The following is a 16,773-nucleotide window of genomic DNA, read 5'->3' as shown; positions in this document are numbered from 1 at the left end:
CGTTCATTCCTTTTGTTCTCCATGTAAGGTGGCGGAAGCCGCCACCCAAACACATAAGGCGGGAAACCTCCCGCCTTTCTGTGTATGTATCTCAGTGTACTTTGCCTGTATTTCTATTGAATGGCTTATTTATGCGAAAGTGCCTTTTTGCCCGCAACGATTGCGACCGTTGCCGCTGCTGCAAGGCCGATCACCGCAAACAGCATGATATCTGTCGTCGTATCGCCCGTCTTCGGCACATCGTCCAGGCCGCCGGCTTTTGCCGAAGCGCTCGCGCTCGCAGACGGATTTGAACCCGGATTTGAGGTTGGCTGGCTCGTCGGCTGGGAAGTGGGCTCGCTTGTCGGCTGTGCCGGCGTTGCCACCGTTGCGGATGCCGCATACGTCCCTGTTTCGTTTGTTTCATTGCCGGAAGCGTCGGACGTTACCACGCCAGACAGGGAGAAGCTCACTGTTTCCCCTGCCGCAGCCGTTACCTTATAGGTGTAGGAAGCGGAGTTGCCAAGCGTGATCAGCATACTTTCGTTACCCATATTGGACGACTTGCTGACATACTGCAGTCCGCTTGTTGCGATATCCGCGGAGATTCCCGCCACATCCGACGGGCAGCTCACTGTAAAGGTAACCGTATCGCCAACGTTTGGCGAAGGATTGCTGACGCTCACCGAGGGAGCCGCGGCGAACGCGGTAACGCTCATCGCCATTACCAGCACAGCCGCCAGCACGATCGATAAAACAATCTTTTTCTTTTTATTCATTTCTGTTCATCCTCCGAATTTATTGCTTTTGAAATATCTTAATCTGTCGTGGCTACAGTTATATCAGCTTGGAAGCCTTTACAACGTCGCCAATCGAAACCTTTCCGTCGCCGTTGATGTCCGCTGCCTTCAGGTATGCGCCATCAAGCGAGGCATTTCCTGCTATATCGCCCGACATCTTCACAAGGGAGCCGATGCTTGCAACACCTGTTCCCATGACGTCGCCCGGTACTACTACCAGTACAGTCTGGAATGGCGTTCCGTTTCCGTTCAGAAGCTGGATCATGCAGCCTGTTCCTACGTTTGCGTCCGCCGCAAGCACATTGCCGCCAGCGTCTTTTACAGCAATCGCGCCATTCGGGTTATTGAAGAGCGCCGCTACAGCATCTGCTTTCAGAACCCCGTCTTTCGTCCCGTCACCGATTCCTCCACCGGAAACGTACTGGTTACCCGTTCCTTCTTCCGGCTGTGAAATCTCAACTTTTTTGTCCGGATCAGAAGGCTCAACAGGCTTCAATTCATGTCCGCCATAGGTTGCTACAACAGGTTCTAAAGTCTTTGCAACCCCGTCGCCGACTGTTTCGCCGTTTTTCGCGCTGATTGTCACCGTATAATCACCATACTGGTTCGCATCTGCGATCCCAAGGAAATCGTTATGGCCGGAAAATACCTGCCTGCCAATCGCCGCATTGTATTTGAGTGTGATCGTATCCCGCGTAGGATCCTGATAGGCTGCGCTGTTTGACAGGTCTATCGTGCGGGTAAATGTAGCCGATCCGTCACTGTACGCGTTTCCTGCCGGCACGCCGCCGTCTACCGCAGCCGTTGTGCCTGACACGATATGACTGTTTTCTATCTTTACCTCAAATTCAAAGTTCACCGGATCTTTGACCATGCTCTTGTTGATCTGGAAGGTCGTCTCAATCCACGGCAGGTCATTATGGGCAGGATCAAATATTCCGCCATCCTCTCCAAGTTTGTCATAATTGCTTTCGTCGACAAAATGCACTTCCGGGTTCATGACCAGATCGTCCGTTGCCGGCGCTCCATATGTCATTTCCACCGGCTCCGAAGCTCCGATGATTTCATCGCCTGCGCCGAGCAGTTGCAGCGCAAAGGTATATTTTCCCTCCTGCTTATCTGCCGGGATTCCCAGAAAATCATGGTTCGTTCCGTTAACGAGCTCTCCCAGTACCGCCTGGAAATATCCATCGTTCCCGTTCTCGCTGTTCACCGTTCTGGTAAATACAGCCTTCCCATCCGTAAACACATTGGAGCCGCCGTCGAACACATCCGACTTATGGTCTCCATCCGCAGTGATATTAGCGTTTTCTACCGTAATCACAGCCTTAAGTGCAGCTTTGTTTGCAGTGCTCATATTGGCGAGGTCTCTTGTATACGAAATCTCGAACCACGGAAGGTCGACCGGCCTTACGCTCGCGCTGACATCCTGCGCCGTCTTCCAGTTCGTGCTGTCAATAAATTTAACGTTTGCGTTTGTTGCCGCATTGCTGCGAAGCGTTGTTACGCCAGTGCAGTCGACCGTATAAGTGGTAGGCGCATATACCATGCCATTCTCGCCGTCCCAGTCAATCGTGAAAGTAAATTCTTTCGCGTCTTCTTTGACAAGCGGATACCACCAGAAGAAATCATCGCCGTCCTGTACTTCCTCCCAGGTATACGTTTGATCATTTGTGCCAAACCTGACCGTTGCTTTGGAAAAATCGGTTATTGTTTCGGGGGCTTTGATTTCCACGCCAACGCGGTTTCCCGCAGTGCGTCCGAGGCTTTTATCCGCCGCATACCAGTCGACAGTTCCTGTGAATTTAACCGTATGATCGCTTGCAAGTGCTGTATCATCAAAAGTACAGTCCACTCCGCCGGTTCCCCCTGCCGGACTCGGATCGCGCGTGATCGACACTGCGCTGTCCTCGCCAAGCTGGAGCCTGCTGTAATCAAACGTGTAAACCGTTTCGCCATATTCCGCTCCATCGCCATCAAGGTCGACCGCTACACTGATCGGTTTTTCCTGGTCTTCCGGAAGCAATACCAGGCATTCAGGATCGTTCGTAATATCCTTTTCCCCGCCGCGTCCGTTCAGAGTTACCCTTACATTCGGAAAACTCCCCTGGGGAAGCTCTACCCCAAACGGCAGGTAATAACCATTCTGCTGGTCCGGCTCCGTTTCATTGAACGCCTCAAACCCAGTGATATAGTTGAGCGCGCCTTCCGGCACGATCTTATTGTCCTCACTTACGCTGAAGCTGAGGTCTTTCCCGACAAATTCCGATACTTGCTTACCAAAAGCGTCCGTACTTCCGTTAAGCGCTTTGAAAGTTACTCCTGTGCTTGGTTTCGCGGTTTCACTTTCGTCGCTGGCCTCATCCTGAATCGCAGCCTCGGAACTCCTTTCGTCCGGATTCACTTGTAAATCCGCATCATCCTTCTCGTTTTGCGTTCCCGTAAGCGGTGTAAACGCATCCCCGGACTGTGCAGCCGGCTCTGCCAATGCCATTGCGGGCAGCATAGTAACGACCATAAGCGCCGCAACTAATAACGCAATCAATTTTTTCTTCATCTTTCTTCCTCCCTATAATTTTGTTTTTCGTGACTGTATGGTGTAAAAAAAATTTATTTCATAATTCTCTTATTTTTGCCCTCCTGTATATTCTTGATGTCTTTTGCCAGCAATAAAAGCTTCCATTTATTTTCAATCGTAAGCCGGGAATAGATTATTTTGATTTCGTGTAACCGGGCATCGTAATTTTTCATATCAATCTCATCCCCATCGCATTTTATCCACAACTTCATTTTAATCACTTACACATTAAAAGTCAATATATTTTAATCTATTTGTAATAATACGTGAAAATCCGTTATTCTTCCTATTCCACTGAGGCAGCGCCTATTTTGAGCTTTTATATCATGTTGTGTAATTATTTAATCTATGGTAAAATTGAAGCATTCTTTGAGAGGCGATGAAAGTTTGTATCAACGAATAAAGGAAATACGAAACGCATTACATATGAATCAAATGGAATTTTCCAAAAGACTTGGCCTGAGCCAGTCTTCTTTGGCGATGATAGAGGTTGGAAAACGGAAATTCAGTGATAAACATATCAAAATTATTTGCTCTGAATTCCACGTCAACGAAAAATGGCTTCGCACCGGCGAAGGCGAAATGTTCCTTGTTTCCTGTTATGATAAAGAATTCATCGACATTTTCGAAAAGCTGCTTCCCGAATCGCAGGATTTTCTTGTAAAAATTGCAAAAGACTTACTGGTGACGCAAAATAAGCTCGTTAAGGAAGAATCCCCCAAAAAGAATATTTCTCACAAAAAATAAAAAAGAACCGAAGCGTTTTACCGCTACGATTCTTTTTTTGCTATTGTTTATACATGTCTGATATCGGTATGCCCTGATAATTCCGAGCTTGTCGTTTCGATATCGTCCATTGAAAGCTCGTGGATGTTCCCGTGCCCGGTACACCGTGCAAACGCGCGCAGCTCTTCTGCCGCTACATTCAGGAAATTGCCCACACGCTGCGCCCCTTTTTCTACCAGAAGACGTGCACGAAGCTCCGGATCCTGCGTTGCGATGCCCATAGGGCAGGTCCCTTTATGACATACGCGATACCGCTGACAGCCAAGCGCGATCAACGCCGCAGATGCAATCGCCACTGCGTCAGCTCCCATTGCGATCGCTTTCGCAAAATCGCCGCTCGTGCGAAGTCCTCCTGTGATCACAAGATCGATATCGAGGTTATGATCCCGCAGGAATTTCTTCGCGCGATACAACGCATATACGGTCGGCACGCTCGTCGAGTCCTTCAGAAATTTCGGCGACGAGCCTGTAGCTCCGCCCCGCCCGTCAATGGTAATAAAATCCGGCTGTGCCTGGGCAATGTACTGCATGTCCTTTTCAATATGCCCCGCCGCTATTTTTACGCCAATCGGCCTTCCTCCACTGCGTTCGCGCAACTCGCCAACCAGTTTTTCCAAATCCTGCGGGCAGTTGACACAATCAAACCTGCACGGGCTGATTACATCCTTCCCTTCCGGCTTGTTGCGTATCCGCGCAATTTCGCCGACTACCTTCTCACCCGGCAAATGACCTCCCATACCGGGTTTTGTACCCTGGCCAATCTTGATTTCAATCGCATCCGCGCTTTGCAGGTTCTCATCCGTCACACTGTAAAGATTCGGCACATACTCAAAAATATAACGGTACGCCGCCTCCTTTTCCTCAGGAAGAATGCCTCCCTCTCCGCTGCAAATGGCGGTCTGCGCTATAGCGCTCCCCTTTGCAAGCGCAATCTTGGTTTCTTTGGAAAGCGCGCCAAAGCTCATATGCGAAATGTAAACCGGACTATTCAAAACCATTGGTTTTTTTGCCCGCTTGCCAATCACCGTTTCAAGGCTCACCGGCTCATTTTCATCAAGCGGCGCCGTTGCAAGCTGCGCGCCCAAAAGTACGATCTCTTCAAAACCCGGAACCTGTTTTTGCGTATTCATCGGTTCGGTGATCGATTTGCCAGTTTCCGCCATGGCGTGGATCTCGTCGAGGATTCCTCCGTCGTGCTGTACGAACTCCTCCGGCCAGGCAAGAGAATTCCCTTCCTGTTCCACTGGAGCGGCTTTCGCCTGCACAGCGGCCTGCATACCGCCATCCGCTCCCTTATACATCGATTTTGGCCCCATACACACAGGGCAAACCCAATCCCCGGATAGATCGGCAAACAGCACTCCTTCTGTTTCCTCGTCATACGTATTGCCGCAAAGGGCACAAACATATTTCGCCATTCAATCCAACCCTTTCACTATGCCTTCATTAATAATTTTCAGCTTTGATCTGGAAATATGCCTGTGGATGCGCGCATACCGGGCAAAGCTGCGGAGCCTTCTGGCCGATTACAATGTGTCCGCAGTTTGCGCACTGCCAAATCATATCGCCATCGCGGGAGAAAATAAGTCCGTCGTTGAGGTTTTCAAGCAGCTTACGATACCGTTCCTCATGCTCTTTTTCAATCTTGCCGACCATTTCAAATAAATATGCAATGCGGTCAAAGCCCTCTTCCTTTGCTTCCTTTGCAAAGGTTGCGTACATATCCGTCCACTCGTAGTTTTCACCGTTTGCAGCGTCTTCCAGATTTGCTTCCGTTCCGGGAATATCGCCTTCATGCAACAGCTTAAACCAGATTTTTGCATGCTCTTTTTCGTTCCCTGCCGTTTCTTCAAAGATCGACGCAATCTGATTATATCCTTCCTTCCTTGCCTTGGAAGCATAATAAGTATATTTGTTCCTTGCCTGGGATTCTCCTGCAAATGCTGCCTGCAGGTTCGCTTCCGTTTTCGTTCCTTTTAAATTTTCCATTCTTTCATACCTCGTTTCTTTATTTTGCAGCCGGGGCAAACCCCGACAAATACAATCTCATGTCCTTCGATATCAAATCCGTGCGTATCGCGTATTTCATCTTCCAGTTTCGAAAGATATGGCATATCGACATCGAATACCTTCCCGCATTCGCTGCACCGGATATGATAATGCTTTTCCAGCGTTTTATCAAAGCGATCCGCCCCATCCGGTATTTTTACGCGGGAAATGGCGCCTTTTTCAGACATTGCACCCAGGTTGCGGTACACAGTCGCTTTACTTATACTTGGATGCACCTTCACAACGGCGCCATACACCTCGTCCGCTGTCGGATGCTGCAGCTTTTTAAGCTGTTCCAATATGATGCTTTTTTGCATCGTATTCCTTGTTTCCATTTCCATTTCCTTATTAGTAATTATTCTTTATTAGTATAATATATCAATAGTGACGCTTTGTCAATCCTTTTTCTTCTTTTTTAAATAAAACAGGATATTTATTGGCCTGCCGTTCTCTTTCATCGCATAATCCGCGCCAACCGGCCTTTACATTCAGGCTATTTCTTTATTATAATGAAAGGAAAACGAGAGGAATCACCTCATGAAAAAAATTCTGGCAATCGGCGGCAGCTATTTTATCGGGCGCATTTTTTCCCTTCTGGCGTTGCAGACAAATGAATACGAGCTTCACGTACTGAACCGCGGACGCTTCCCCTTCAGGCAGAAAGGCATAATACAACATATATGTGACCGCCACGATGCAGCCATGTTTTCAGATTGCGTCGGCGGACTTTCATTTGACGCGGTAATTGATTTTTGTGCTTACCAACCGGGGGATATCGCCTCTATACTCGACATAATAGATCAAAATACGAGACAGTATATTTATATCAGCAGTTGCAGCGTTGCAAAGCCGGGGAATGAATCCCGCACAGAGTCTTCGCCCCTTGTGGATACAAAACCCAGGAATCCTGTGGAGCAATATTCCTATGATAAAATGTTGCTTGAAAAAGAGCTTGCGGATTATGCGAATCGCTCCGCCCTTTCCGATACTATTCTGCGCCCCGCTTACGTTTATGGCCCTTATAATTACGCGCCGCGTGAATCCTTCTATTTTGACCTGTGGCGGCAAAAAAAGCCCATTCCGGTTCCCATCGATTCTTATTCCCGTTTCCAGTTCGTATACGTGAAAGACATCGCGCGTATCATCATGAAATGTATCGGCAATGAAAAGGCACGCCATAATATATACCAGCTTTCCGCACCGGAGGAAATATCCTACGCCTCTCTGTTAAAAACGCTGGAAGACGCGATTGGACAAAATTTGCCAACAAGGCCCGTCACAATCCAGAATGTTTATGCACAGGAGATTCCCCTTCCCTTTCCGCTCGACCAGAACGACTTATTTTCCGGCGAAAAAGCATCGAAGGATTTTGATTTTGAATACACCGCTTTTACCAGGGGGATGCGCGAGACCTTTGACGTATACAAACAGGTGCACCGCCTGTAATCCAACACCGCGCCGTTCAGGCAAGCTGATCTGAAGCCGGATTCCCTTCCGGCTTTTTATATTTCAATAATATTTTTGTTTTTTCATCAAAAAATCGTGTAATACCGCTGAAAACGGGTATTAATCATTTATATGGTCTGATTTCATCAAAATTTAAAACGGCCATTGAAAGAGAGGGTATAGAAATGAGTAAAATTGTTTTGGTCGGTGCAAACCATGCGGGTACAGCCGCGGCAAACACAATCCTGGATCAATATCCGGATAATGAGCTGGTGATTATCGACAGGAACTCCAACATCAGCTACCTTGGCTGCGGCACGGCACTGTGGGTTGGCCGCCAGATCGAAGGAACAGACGGCCTGTTTTATTGTTCGCAGGATGTCTTCGAGAAAAAACATGCAAAGGTATATATGGAAACCGAGGTTACGAATATTGACTTTGCAGGAAAGAAAGTTTATGCGTCCGGTAAGGACGGCAAGGAAATCGTGGAAGATTACGACAAACTCATCCTCGCAACCGGTTCCCTCCCAATCATTCCCAAAATCAGCGGGCTTGAGCTTGAAAACGTTGACGTCGTAAAACTTTTTCAGGATGGGCAGCGCATCAATGCCGCGCTTGACGACGACAGCATCAAAAATGTCGCTGTGGTAGGCGCAGGGTATATCGGTGTTGAGATTGCGGAAGCTGTTCGCCGCCGCGGAAAAAACGCGATGCTCTTTGAAGCGCAGGACACTTCCCTTTCCAGCTATTACGATCCATGGTTTACGCACGATATGGATCAGGTGCTTTCCGAAAATGGTATTGACCTGCATTTTGGTGAAATCGTAAAAGAAATCAAGGGCGACAAAAAAGTCAGCTCTATCGTGACGGATAAGGGCGAATACCAGGCAGAGCTTGTCATTATGGCAATCGGCTTTATTCCAAACAACAAGCTCGCAAAGGATCAGCTTGAATTATTCAAAAATGGCGCAATCGTTGTAGACCTTCATCAGGAGACGAGTCTTCCGGGCGTTTACGCGGTGGGCGACTGCGCGACAGTATACAGCAACGCCCTGCGTGCCCCTGCATATATTGCGCTTGCCACCAACGCGGTACGCAGCGGCATTGTTGCGGCGCATAACGCGTGCGGTACCCCGCTTGAATCTGCGGGCGTGCAGGGCTCGAACGGCATCAGCATTTACGGTTACAATATGGTTTCAACAGGGCTAAACCTCAAGGCTGCCGAAAAAGCCGGTATCGACGTGCTTTACACGGATTATGAAGATTTGCAGAAACCTGCGTTCATTCACGATAACAAACGTGTAAAAATCCGTATTGTATACGAAAAGGGCTCGCGCCGGGTTGTTGGAGCGCAGATTGCTTCTTATGAGGACATCTCAATGGGTATCCATATGTTCTCCCTCGCAATCGAGGAAGGCGTTACAATCGATAAACTGAAGTTGCTCGACATCTTCTTCCTCCCGCATTTCAACCAACCGTATAATTATATTACGATGGCTGCACTTGGCGCAGAATAAAAACAGCACAAAAAAGAGGCTGTCTTGGCATATAACTGAGACAGCCTCTTTTTGATATAGCCGCCGCTTTTTTATTTTTATTTCAAGCGTGCCGCCTGCCTTTGCTTCTTTGACAATACATTTCTTTTATCCGAACGCTTTCCGAAGCAAACAGCAATAGGAACATAGAAGGCAAACGTATCAAAGATCGTATTTCTGTATCATTTTTCTTGCAAAATCAATACTCTCACGTACAAAGGTATCTCCGTCCGGCGCCAGTTTACGCCATACCCACGTACTCATATTATCCGTACAGTCGGAAAACCCTTCAAACCCAAGGTAACCGTTGAACCCGATCTCCTTGAAGGCCTGGAAAATACCGTCCCAATCCACATGTCCCGTCCCCGGGATTCCCCTGTCATTTTCGCACATATGAAAATTGGCAAGCCTGCTTCCCGCTGTTACAACCGCATCATGGAAGTTCTTTTCCTCCACATTCATGTGATAGGAATCGAGATGGATAAATACGTTTGGTTCCCCGATCATATCCACCAGCCGCACCGCCTGCTCAGCCGTATTGAGCAAATAGGATTCATACCGCGTAACCGGTTCAAATGCAATCGACATACCGAAATCCGCGGCATACCGCGCAACTTCACGCAGGCTGTCCGCGCTGAACTTCCACTCTTCCCCTGAGGGCATTTTTTTAGCGTCCTTCATATACTGGGAATAGATCACTCCGGAAAACATTTTTGCGCCTGCTTCGGCGGACGCCTTGACGCAATCCTTCAGGTAATTCACCCCATTTTTCCGTATTTCCGGATCAAAGGAGGTAACATCCACGTTGTCCGAAAGCAGTACGTTTGATGTTGTCACTCCAAAACCGTCGAGACGTTCCTTTACCGCCCTGGGATCGAAAAGATCAAGGCGCATCAGTGGAATTTCAATAAAATCGAAGCCCCATTCCTTTACTTTATCGATGATATCCAGCGTGTCATTCGACCATTCGCCGCACCATTCATATGCGTGTATTCCTAATTTCATTTTATCTTTTCCTTTCCTGCCGCATAAATTCTTCCACCTGGCTGCGCGTTGGAATCGAGGTCTGCGCGCCCTTCAAGGTTGTGCTCATCGCAGACGCAACCGAAGCAAATTCAACAGCCTCAGCGATTTCCCTGCCATTCGAAAGCGCGGCTGTAAACGCGCCAAGAAAAACGTCGCCTGCTGCCGTAGTATCGACAGCCTCCACATCAGGCGGCAAAAACTTTCGCGTATTTTCCCCATTCCATGCCAGGCACCCGTCTTTTCCAAGTGTGATAAGCGGATTTTGGAAGCGCATTTCGCGCAGAGCTTTCATACATTCTATTGCCGTTGCGTTATCGGTTACCTTTATCCCTGCAATCTGCCCTGCTTCAATTTCATTTGGCTTAATAAAATCTACCATAGGCGGAATATCCCTCGGGATCGGTTCCTTTGGAACAGGAGCAGGATCCATTACAACCGTCATTCCTTTGATTTTTGCCATACGTATCGCCGCAAACAGGGTGTCTGCGGGAATCTCGGCAGTAATCAGTAAAAAACCATATTGTTCAAATAACGTTTCGTGTTCCTGTACATCTTCCGGCCTGATCAGGGCGTTTGCACCCGGCGTAAAAGAAATTGAATTGATTCCTTCCGCATCAATCCGAATCATTGCAACGCCTGCTGTCGCCCCCGGTTCAATAAGGATATTTGAGGTTTCAACCCCATCCGCCTGCATGGCTGCAAGCAGCTCCTTGCTGAACATGTCGTCGCCCAGCTTGCCGAAAAATCCAACTTCCCCGCCCAGTCGTGCCGCCGCTACCGCCTGATTCCCGCTTTTTCCGCCCGGGTAAGTTGCAAAATTATCTGTCGCCACCGTTTCGGCAGGTTCAGGCAGGCGCTCCATGAACATTGTCAGGTCCATGTTGATGCTGCCCATGCACAATATACGATTCTTATGCTTTTTCATTACGCATACTCCATACCTGTTCCATGAATCCCTTGGTACGCTCCAGACTCACTGGATTTTTCCAATGATTAGCTTCCTTGAAATAGCTCCCAACGATTGCGCCGTCCGAATACTTCAATAACTCCCGCACATTTTCTTTTGTCGTACCGCTTCCAAGGAATACCGGCACATCCACATGCTCCGAAAATTCACGCACCTTTTCGGGCGTGGGAGCAATCCCCGTTTCAAAGCCGGTAACAATAAGCGCTTCAGCCCCTTCTGTGACCGCATCGTTCGCCTGCTCAGCAAGCGTCCTGTCGGAAATGATAAAGTGGCTCCCATGCTTTACGTTCACATCGCACAGGAACAATACATCGTCGCGTGCGTCAAGCGCAGTGCGGCGTCTTGAAAGCCTGCCGCCCACTCCCTCGAGGATGCCCGCATGGGAAACATAGGCGTTCACCCATTCAAACACACGAATCCAGCGGGCCTCTGCGGCAACCGCGATTGCAAGCGCCTGCTGTGCACCGTTAAGATGGCAATTTACCCCAATCGGAATTTTAACGTTCTGTTTTACATTCACCGCGGCAGCCGTCATTGCCGCAATCGTCTCGTCACTGATGTCTTCTCCCTTTACATAGGGATAATCCCATATGTTTTCAATTTGCAGTCCATCCACACCGCCTTCTTCCAAAAGCCGCGCCTCCTGAACGGCGGTGTCGATGATCTGCTGCATACACATATTCTTTTTATCATACATCGGCGAGCCGGGAAGCGGCCGCAAATGTACCATGCCGATAATCGGTTTTTCATAAGTAAAAATTGATTTCAAGTCCTGCCCCATCGCTTCTCGTCTCCTTATTTCATGACCGTTTCGATCTTATGCTTGATTCGCCGGGCATCTTCTGGCGCAAGACAGCCAACCGTAACATCCGCGCGGAAGGTTTCTTTTCCGGGCAAAATGCGTACGTTACCTTTTTCTTTTTCCGCGAGATAGCCCTCTGGCTCTGCTGTCGCAGGAAGTACCATGCCCATTGATTTCCAGTCTTTATGGTTCACCATCCAGCGCACCCCGCGGTTTAATACCGCCGCATCATACGTCGTATAATCCGCCGAACCATCTTTGTGCATATACAGGAAATGCGCCTTTCCGTTTTCATCGCCTTGCACGCCGCGCAGGAACAGCACGATTTCCGGATCATATACATCTCCTTCACCTATCACGCGTGTAACCGACACATCCTTTTGAACCCGGTCAAGAAGCTCCATAAATGCGGGATCGGGCTCGTTGTATTGCGGAATACTTACCCGGACAACCATATTTTCCTTCGTCCACGCAAGCGTCTGGAAAATTTCAGCTCCCGGTTCCGGTGCGTTGTTGACATGGCACATATACATCAGGTCCATCGGATGCGACGCCATATTCTCGATCTCAATTCCGACATCGATGAGCGTACTTCCTTCATATACCCTTGCAACAGGCCGCGCCATATAGTGGCTGCCGAACGCGCGATTGTATTCGTATTCCCCCGTTACGCCCATATAACGGCCCTTTTCGTCTTCCCCGCTCACGACGAACGCCCTGTCATATCTCACATATGGCAATTCGCCATGGTGCCCATGGTCGTCTTCCGGCGAGGGGCATCCCATTGCAAGCGCGCCGCAGTGCATCACATAGCAGCCGTAGGTATCGCGAAAAATCTCACGTCTGCGCGGCATATCAAAGCTCGTTTGCATTTTCAGGGAGCGGCCGCAGAAAACTGCGTCCCACACCATTTGCCCGTCGAAAGGGAGTACCGTGATATACCCTTTGCTGTTCTCGATTTTAACCGCGCAGATTCCGCTTTCGTACCGGAAAATGTACGCTTTCAGTTCGCCAGCGTCTGCAAACAGCATTTCCCTGTCTGTAAACGCCGGTTCGTTCAATCTTATTTTCATTGTCATCCCTCTCCCGTTTTTACACCTTTGCCGCTTCCTTAGGCTTATCCTTTTTGTAGGAAGTCGATATTCTCTTCTTCTCTCTGAGCTCGGTAAAGTAATTAAGCGTCAGTACCGCAAGAAGCACACCGCCCCAAATCAGCTGGCGGTAGAAATTGCTGATGGTTGGGAACAGGTTGAGTCCTGAAGAAAGCACCTGCAATATCAGGATCGCAAGCGTTACTCCGCCGACCTTTCCAAAGCCGCCGTTTGGATTCACGCCGCCCAGCACGACGATCAGGATGCACTGGAGGGTGTAGGCACTGCCGTAATCCGGTTTTGCCGAATTGTAGTTTACAAGCATGATCAGTCCGGCGACAGCGGAAAGCGTTCCGGAAAGCATATAGGCTTTATTCGTCACCGCCGTGTTGTTGAGCCCGCTGAATTTAGACGCAACGGGATTGGAGCCCATCATGTAAAGGCTCGTTCCGAACCTCGTTTTATTGAGCATAATACTCAGGACAATGACAGCGCCGATAAAAAAGAACAGCGCCAGCGGAATAAATCCCGCTACCAGCGTCTTCCCGGTCTCCGCATACATTGCGGGCAGGCGGCTGATAGAGCTCCCCTGCGTAATAATCAGTCCGATACCGGTGAAAAGCTGCTGACTGCCAAGCGTAGCGAGAATCGGCGGTATATGGAGCCGTGAAACCAGGTTGCCGTTCAGGAACCCCGCCGCGCTGCCCACTATGATTCCGAGGATTACCGCAAACACGATGACGATCATTGTCTGTCCGTCGCTTGCCCCTTCCGGCACAAATGCAACAAGCGTTGAAGCCGCCGTAATTGCGGTCAGGTTTGCCATACCCACAACGGAAAGGTCGATTCCTCCAAGGAGCATTGTCAGCATAACACCGAGTGACATGAGGCCAAATTCCGGAAACTGGTACACCATGGACTGGAAATTGGCTATCGACAAAAATTTCGACGGATTGATAATGCTGAACGCAACGACAACCAATATAAAGATAATCAAAAGCCTCGCAAAATTCTTATCGTGCCCATACCAATTCCTGATTCGCATGGAAAATGTAGCATCATTTTTCATCTCATCATTCCTCCCTTACGATCCCGCCTTTGAAAGGCTGGGTTTTCTTTGTTTCTGGCTGCGAAGTATCTGTACGGAGGACACTGCCGTACCGATGATGATCAGAAGGCCCGTCATGAAATCCTGCCAGTAAGCCGGTACGCCGAGCATAATAAGGCTGTTCTGTACCATGGTCAACAGGAAAATACCAAGGATCGTCCCCGTAAGGGTTCCCGTACCTCCCGTAATGCTCGTGCCGCCCAGGACGATTGCCGCAATAACGGTCATTTCCATGCCAAACATGTTTGTCGGATGAACCATGTTCATCATGCACGCACGGATAACGCCTGTAATACCGGCAACAACGCCTGCGAAACAATATACGAAAAATTTCGTTTTTACTACTTTGAAGCCCGCACGGTTTGCCGAACTTTCATCCCCGCCGATTGCATAAATCCCGCGTCCCAGCATCGTATAACGCAGGATGATAAACGCGATTACCAATACAACCACAAGCGCCAGGAAGGCTGTCGGCATCATTGATGTCACACCCTCCGCATTCTGTGAAACAAACAGGCTGCTCTGCCCGAATTCCTTCATGGAAGGCGGCAGCGTATTGATCTGCTGCGCGTTGAGCGCCCCCTGCAGGATTCCGCGGAATACGCTTTGCGTACCCAGCGTTGCAATCAGCGCGGGCAGCCGCATCTTTGCGATAAACAGTCCGTTGAACGCGCCGCACGCAAGCCCGATCGCTCCGGCGAACAGGAATGGAACGACAATCGGCCCAGTATAGTTTGCTCCATTGAGCACAACGGTTACAATATACGACGCAAGCGCCGCAAGTGCCGGAAATGACACGTCTATCCCGCCGGACACGATGATCATAAATGTTCCGATGCTGAACAATGCGGGAACAATCAGTGCGTTGGCAAGGTCTACGAGATTATTCCCTGTGAAGAACTGGTTGCTGCGCGCCTGTATAATCAGTGCCAAAACGATGATGACAAGGAAAATATAAAATTCCGTCTGATGAGTCAGTTTTTTTATTTTGTTCATAGTTTCGCTCCTTTCCCTCAACCGTTCACGGCAACGTCCGTGACCTGTTTTGCGAGGTCGGCTTCCGTGACCTGGAGCGGGTCGACTTCTCCTGTTATCCTGCCGCCGCGCATAATCAATACCCGGCTGCAGTTGGTAATTACCTCAGGAAGGTCGTCCGATATGATAATGATTCCAAGTCCGCTCTTTGCAAGCTCATGCAGGATGGCGTGCATATCATGTTTCGAGCCGATATCAACGCCCACCGTCGGCCCATTGAGGATCAAGACTTCCGGGTTCGTCGCCAGCCATTTTGCAAGTACGATACGCTGCTGGTTTCCTCCTGAAAGCGTTGATGCGGGCAGATCCGGATCCGCCACCTTGATCTTCAGTTCGTCAACCCACTTTCTCACTTCATCCTGCCGCTTCTCCTGATCGATCATGCCAAGCTTTGAGGAAAGCGCTTTGAGTTCGGAGATCACAATATTCCGGCTGATGGACTGGTCCAGGAACAATCCTTCCGTAAGGCGGTCTTCCGGCACATAACCGATCTTGTTTTTCATTGCCTCCTCAACCGAAGTAAGCTTGATTTCCTTTCCGTTCATAAAAATCTTGCCTCCCGTCGGCTTTTTCAGGCCAAACAGGGAGAGGGCAAGCTCCGTACGCCCGGAACCAAGCAACCCTGTCACTCCAAGAATCTCGCCCTTGCGCAGATCAAACGTAACGTCTTCATAGTCGCCTTCGCACGATAGATTCCTGACTTCAAGCACCGGCTTTTCATCTTTAATCTCCGCCGTGAAATGCTCGTTTTCAAAATGACGTCCTGTCATATAATAAGTGAATTTATCGCTGTCGAGCTCTGAAGTATCGCCATCTTTGACGTTCTGTCCATTTCGCAGAATGGTAAAACGCTCCGAAATTTCAAACACCTCGTCGAGCTTGTGGCTCACGAAAAGAATTGCGATTCCCTGGCTCTGCAAGTCCTTGATGATTTTGAAAAGCGCCTCAACTTCCTTTTTGGTGAGCGCCGTAGTAGGCTCATCCATGATAATCAGCTTTGCGTTGTTGATGAGCGCGCGGGAAATTGCAACAAGCTGTTTATCCGCAACCGGCAGCGTGCCTACCTTTGCTTCAAGATCTACGTCAAAATTGATTTTACTGACCGCTTCTTCGGCGATCCTGCGAAAACGCTTCCAATTCACGAACTTCCTCTTCTGCATGAGTTCGCTGTTGTACGCCAGATTCTCCATGACCGATAAATTTGGAAAAATTGAAAAATCCTGATAAATCACCTGAATTCCATTCATGATCGCATTGATTGGAGAAAGCTGGTGCGTCTGGTCGATTCCATTGAATTCTACTTTGCCACTGTCCAGGCTGTAAACACCGGAGATAATTTTGATCAGCGTCGATTTTCCGCAACCGTTTTCTCCGGCGAGGCAATGTATCTCACCTTTTTTTATCTCAAGGTTAACTCCCATCAGCGCCTTTACGCCTGCAAACGATTTTATGATATCCGTGGCTTTTAAAATATATTCATCCTGCATAGATACCCAATCCTTTCACCGCTTTTTGACTGTTTAAAGACTTTTACAGCGGACGGCTTTTATGCCGCCCGCTGCAAGAAGCCC

The 16,773-nt window shown here is 49.0% G+C and carries 16 protein-coding genes; 3 read left to right on the top strand and 13 right to left on the bottom strand.

Features of this window, described 5'->3' with window-relative positions:
• Positions 1-125: 125 nt before the first annotated feature.
• From CHK_RS09755 to CHK_RS16640, 3 genes are read right to left on the bottom strand one after another with little or no spacing between them, the layout of a single operon-like run.
• Positions 126-758: a hypothetical protein gene (locus CHK_RS09755; RefSeq protein WP_046443868.1), complete on the bottom strand. Its 633-nt coding sequence runs from the start codon at positions 756-758 to the stop codon at positions 126-128.
• A 58-nt stretch (positions 759-816) separates the two neighbouring features.
• Positions 817-3,336, bottom strand: coding sequence for a dockerin type I repeat-containing protein (locus CHK_RS09750; protein ID WP_046443867.1), 2,520 nt, complete (start codon positions 3,334-3,336; stop codon positions 817-819).
• 53 nt (positions 3,337-3,389) lie between these two features.
• On the bottom strand, positions 3,390-3,530 hold the full coding sequence (locus CHK_RS16640) for a hypothetical protein (protein ID WP_156415096.1): 141 nt from the start codon (positions 3,528-3,530) through the stop codon (positions 3,390-3,392).
• 175 nt (positions 3,531-3,705) lie between these two features.
• Between CHK_RS16640 and CHK_RS09740 the strand changes: the two genes are divergently transcribed.
• The gene (locus tag CHK_RS09740) at positions 3,706-4,104 is read left to right on the top strand and encodes a helix-turn-helix domain-containing protein (protein WP_082103497.1); all 399 of its coding nucleotides are present in this window, start codon (positions 3,706-3,708) and stop codon (positions 4,102-4,104) included.
• 47 nt (positions 4,105-4,151) lie between these two features.
• Here CHK_RS09740 and CHK_RS09735 read toward each other — a convergent pair whose 3' ends face one another.
• The 3 genes from CHK_RS09735 to CHK_RS09725 are packed head-to-tail and all read right to left on the bottom strand — an operon-like array spanning position 4,152 to position 6,527.
• Positions 4,152-5,561: a glutamate synthase-related protein gene (locus CHK_RS09735; RefSeq protein WP_046443864.1), complete on the bottom strand. Its 1,410-nt coding sequence runs from the start codon at positions 5,559-5,561 to the stop codon at positions 4,152-4,154.
• A gap of 28 nt (positions 5,562-5,589) precedes the next feature.
• The gene (gene rbr / locus CHK_RS09730) at positions 5,590-6,132 is read right to left on the bottom strand and encodes a rubrerythrin (RefSeq protein ID WP_046443863.1); all 543 of its coding nucleotides are present in this window, start codon (positions 6,130-6,132) and stop codon (positions 5,590-5,592) included.
• Positions 6,120-6,527, bottom strand: coding sequence for a Fur family transcriptional regulator (locus CHK_RS09725; protein WP_046443862.1), 408 nt, complete (start codon positions 6,525-6,527; stop codon positions 6,120-6,122). The genes rbr and CHK_RS09725 overlap by 13 nt, the downstream gene beginning before the upstream one ends.
• Before the next feature lie 202 nt (positions 6,528-6,729).
• Between CHK_RS09725 and CHK_RS09720 the strand changes: the two genes are divergently transcribed.
• Both CHK_RS09720 and nox read left to right on the top strand, forming a co-directional pair.
• Complete coding sequence (locus CHK_RS09720; protein ID WP_046443861.1) at positions 6,730-7,638, top strand: NAD-dependent epimerase/dehydratase family protein; 909 nt, start codon at positions 6,730-6,732, stop codon at positions 7,636-7,638.
• Positions 7,639-7,823: 185 nt separating this feature from the next.
• Complete coding sequence (gene nox / locus CHK_RS09715) at positions 7,824-9,155, top strand: H2O-forming NADH oxidase (protein ID WP_046443860.1); 1,332 nt, start codon at positions 7,824-7,826, stop codon at positions 9,153-9,155.
• Between the two features lie 180 nt (positions 9,156-9,335).
• Here nox and CHK_RS09710 read toward each other — a convergent pair whose 3' ends face one another.
• Genes CHK_RS09710 through CHK_RS09680 form a run of 7 tightly spaced genes read right to left on the bottom strand, consistent with a single transcriptional unit; the run spans position 9,336 to position 16,689 of the window.
• Entirely contained in the window at positions 9,336-10,178 is an 843-nt protein-coding gene (locus CHK_RS09710) for a sugar phosphate isomerase/epimerase family protein (protein ID WP_046443859.1), read from the bottom strand.
• A gap of 1 nt (position 10,179) precedes the next feature.
• Positions 10,180-11,124 carry a ribokinase gene (locus CHK_RS09705; RefSeq protein WP_046443858.1) on the bottom strand — a complete coding sequence of 315 codons (945 nt, stop codon included), beginning with the start codon at positions 11,122-11,124 and terminating at the stop codon, positions 10,180-10,182.
• Positions 11,111-11,947 (bottom strand): BtpA/SgcQ family protein, encoded by an 837-nt coding sequence (locus CHK_RS09700; RefSeq protein WP_046443857.1) that lies wholly within the window; start codon positions 11,945-11,947, stop codon positions 11,111-11,113. Before CHK_RS09700 ends, CHK_RS09705 begins: the two co-directional genes overlap by 14 nt.
• Positions 11,948-11,961: 14 nt before the next feature.
• The gene (locus tag CHK_RS09695) at positions 11,962-13,041 is read right to left on the bottom strand and encodes a DUF4432 family protein (RefSeq protein ID WP_052740500.1); all 1,080 of its coding nucleotides are present in this window, start codon (positions 13,039-13,041) and stop codon (positions 11,962-11,964) included.
• A gap of 19 nt (positions 13,042-13,060) precedes the next feature.
• Complete coding sequence (locus tag CHK_RS09690) at positions 13,061-14,128, bottom strand: ABC transporter permease (RefSeq protein WP_052740499.1); 1,068 nt, start codon at positions 14,126-14,128, stop codon at positions 13,061-13,063.
• A 15-nt stretch (positions 14,129-14,143) separates the two neighbouring features.
• Positions 14,144-15,163, bottom strand: coding sequence for an ABC transporter permease (locus CHK_RS09685; RefSeq protein ID WP_046443855.1), 1,020 nt, complete (start codon positions 15,161-15,163; stop codon positions 14,144-14,146).
• A gap of 17 nt (positions 15,164-15,180) precedes the next feature.
• On the bottom strand, positions 15,181-16,689 hold the full coding sequence (locus CHK_RS09680; protein WP_046443854.1) for a sugar ABC transporter ATP-binding protein: 1,509 nt from the start codon (positions 16,687-16,689) through the stop codon (positions 15,181-15,183).
• Between the last annotated feature and the right edge of the window lie 84 nt (positions 16,690-16,773).

Source organism: Christensenella hongkongensis, assembly GCF_000981035.1.
GTDB classification, from domain to species: Bacteria; Bacillota; Clostridia; order Christensenellales; family Christensenellaceae; genus Christensenella; species Christensenella hongkongensis.
Note: the sequence above shows the minus strand (reverse complement) of the source record. Positions and strands in the feature narration are given on the sequence as shown.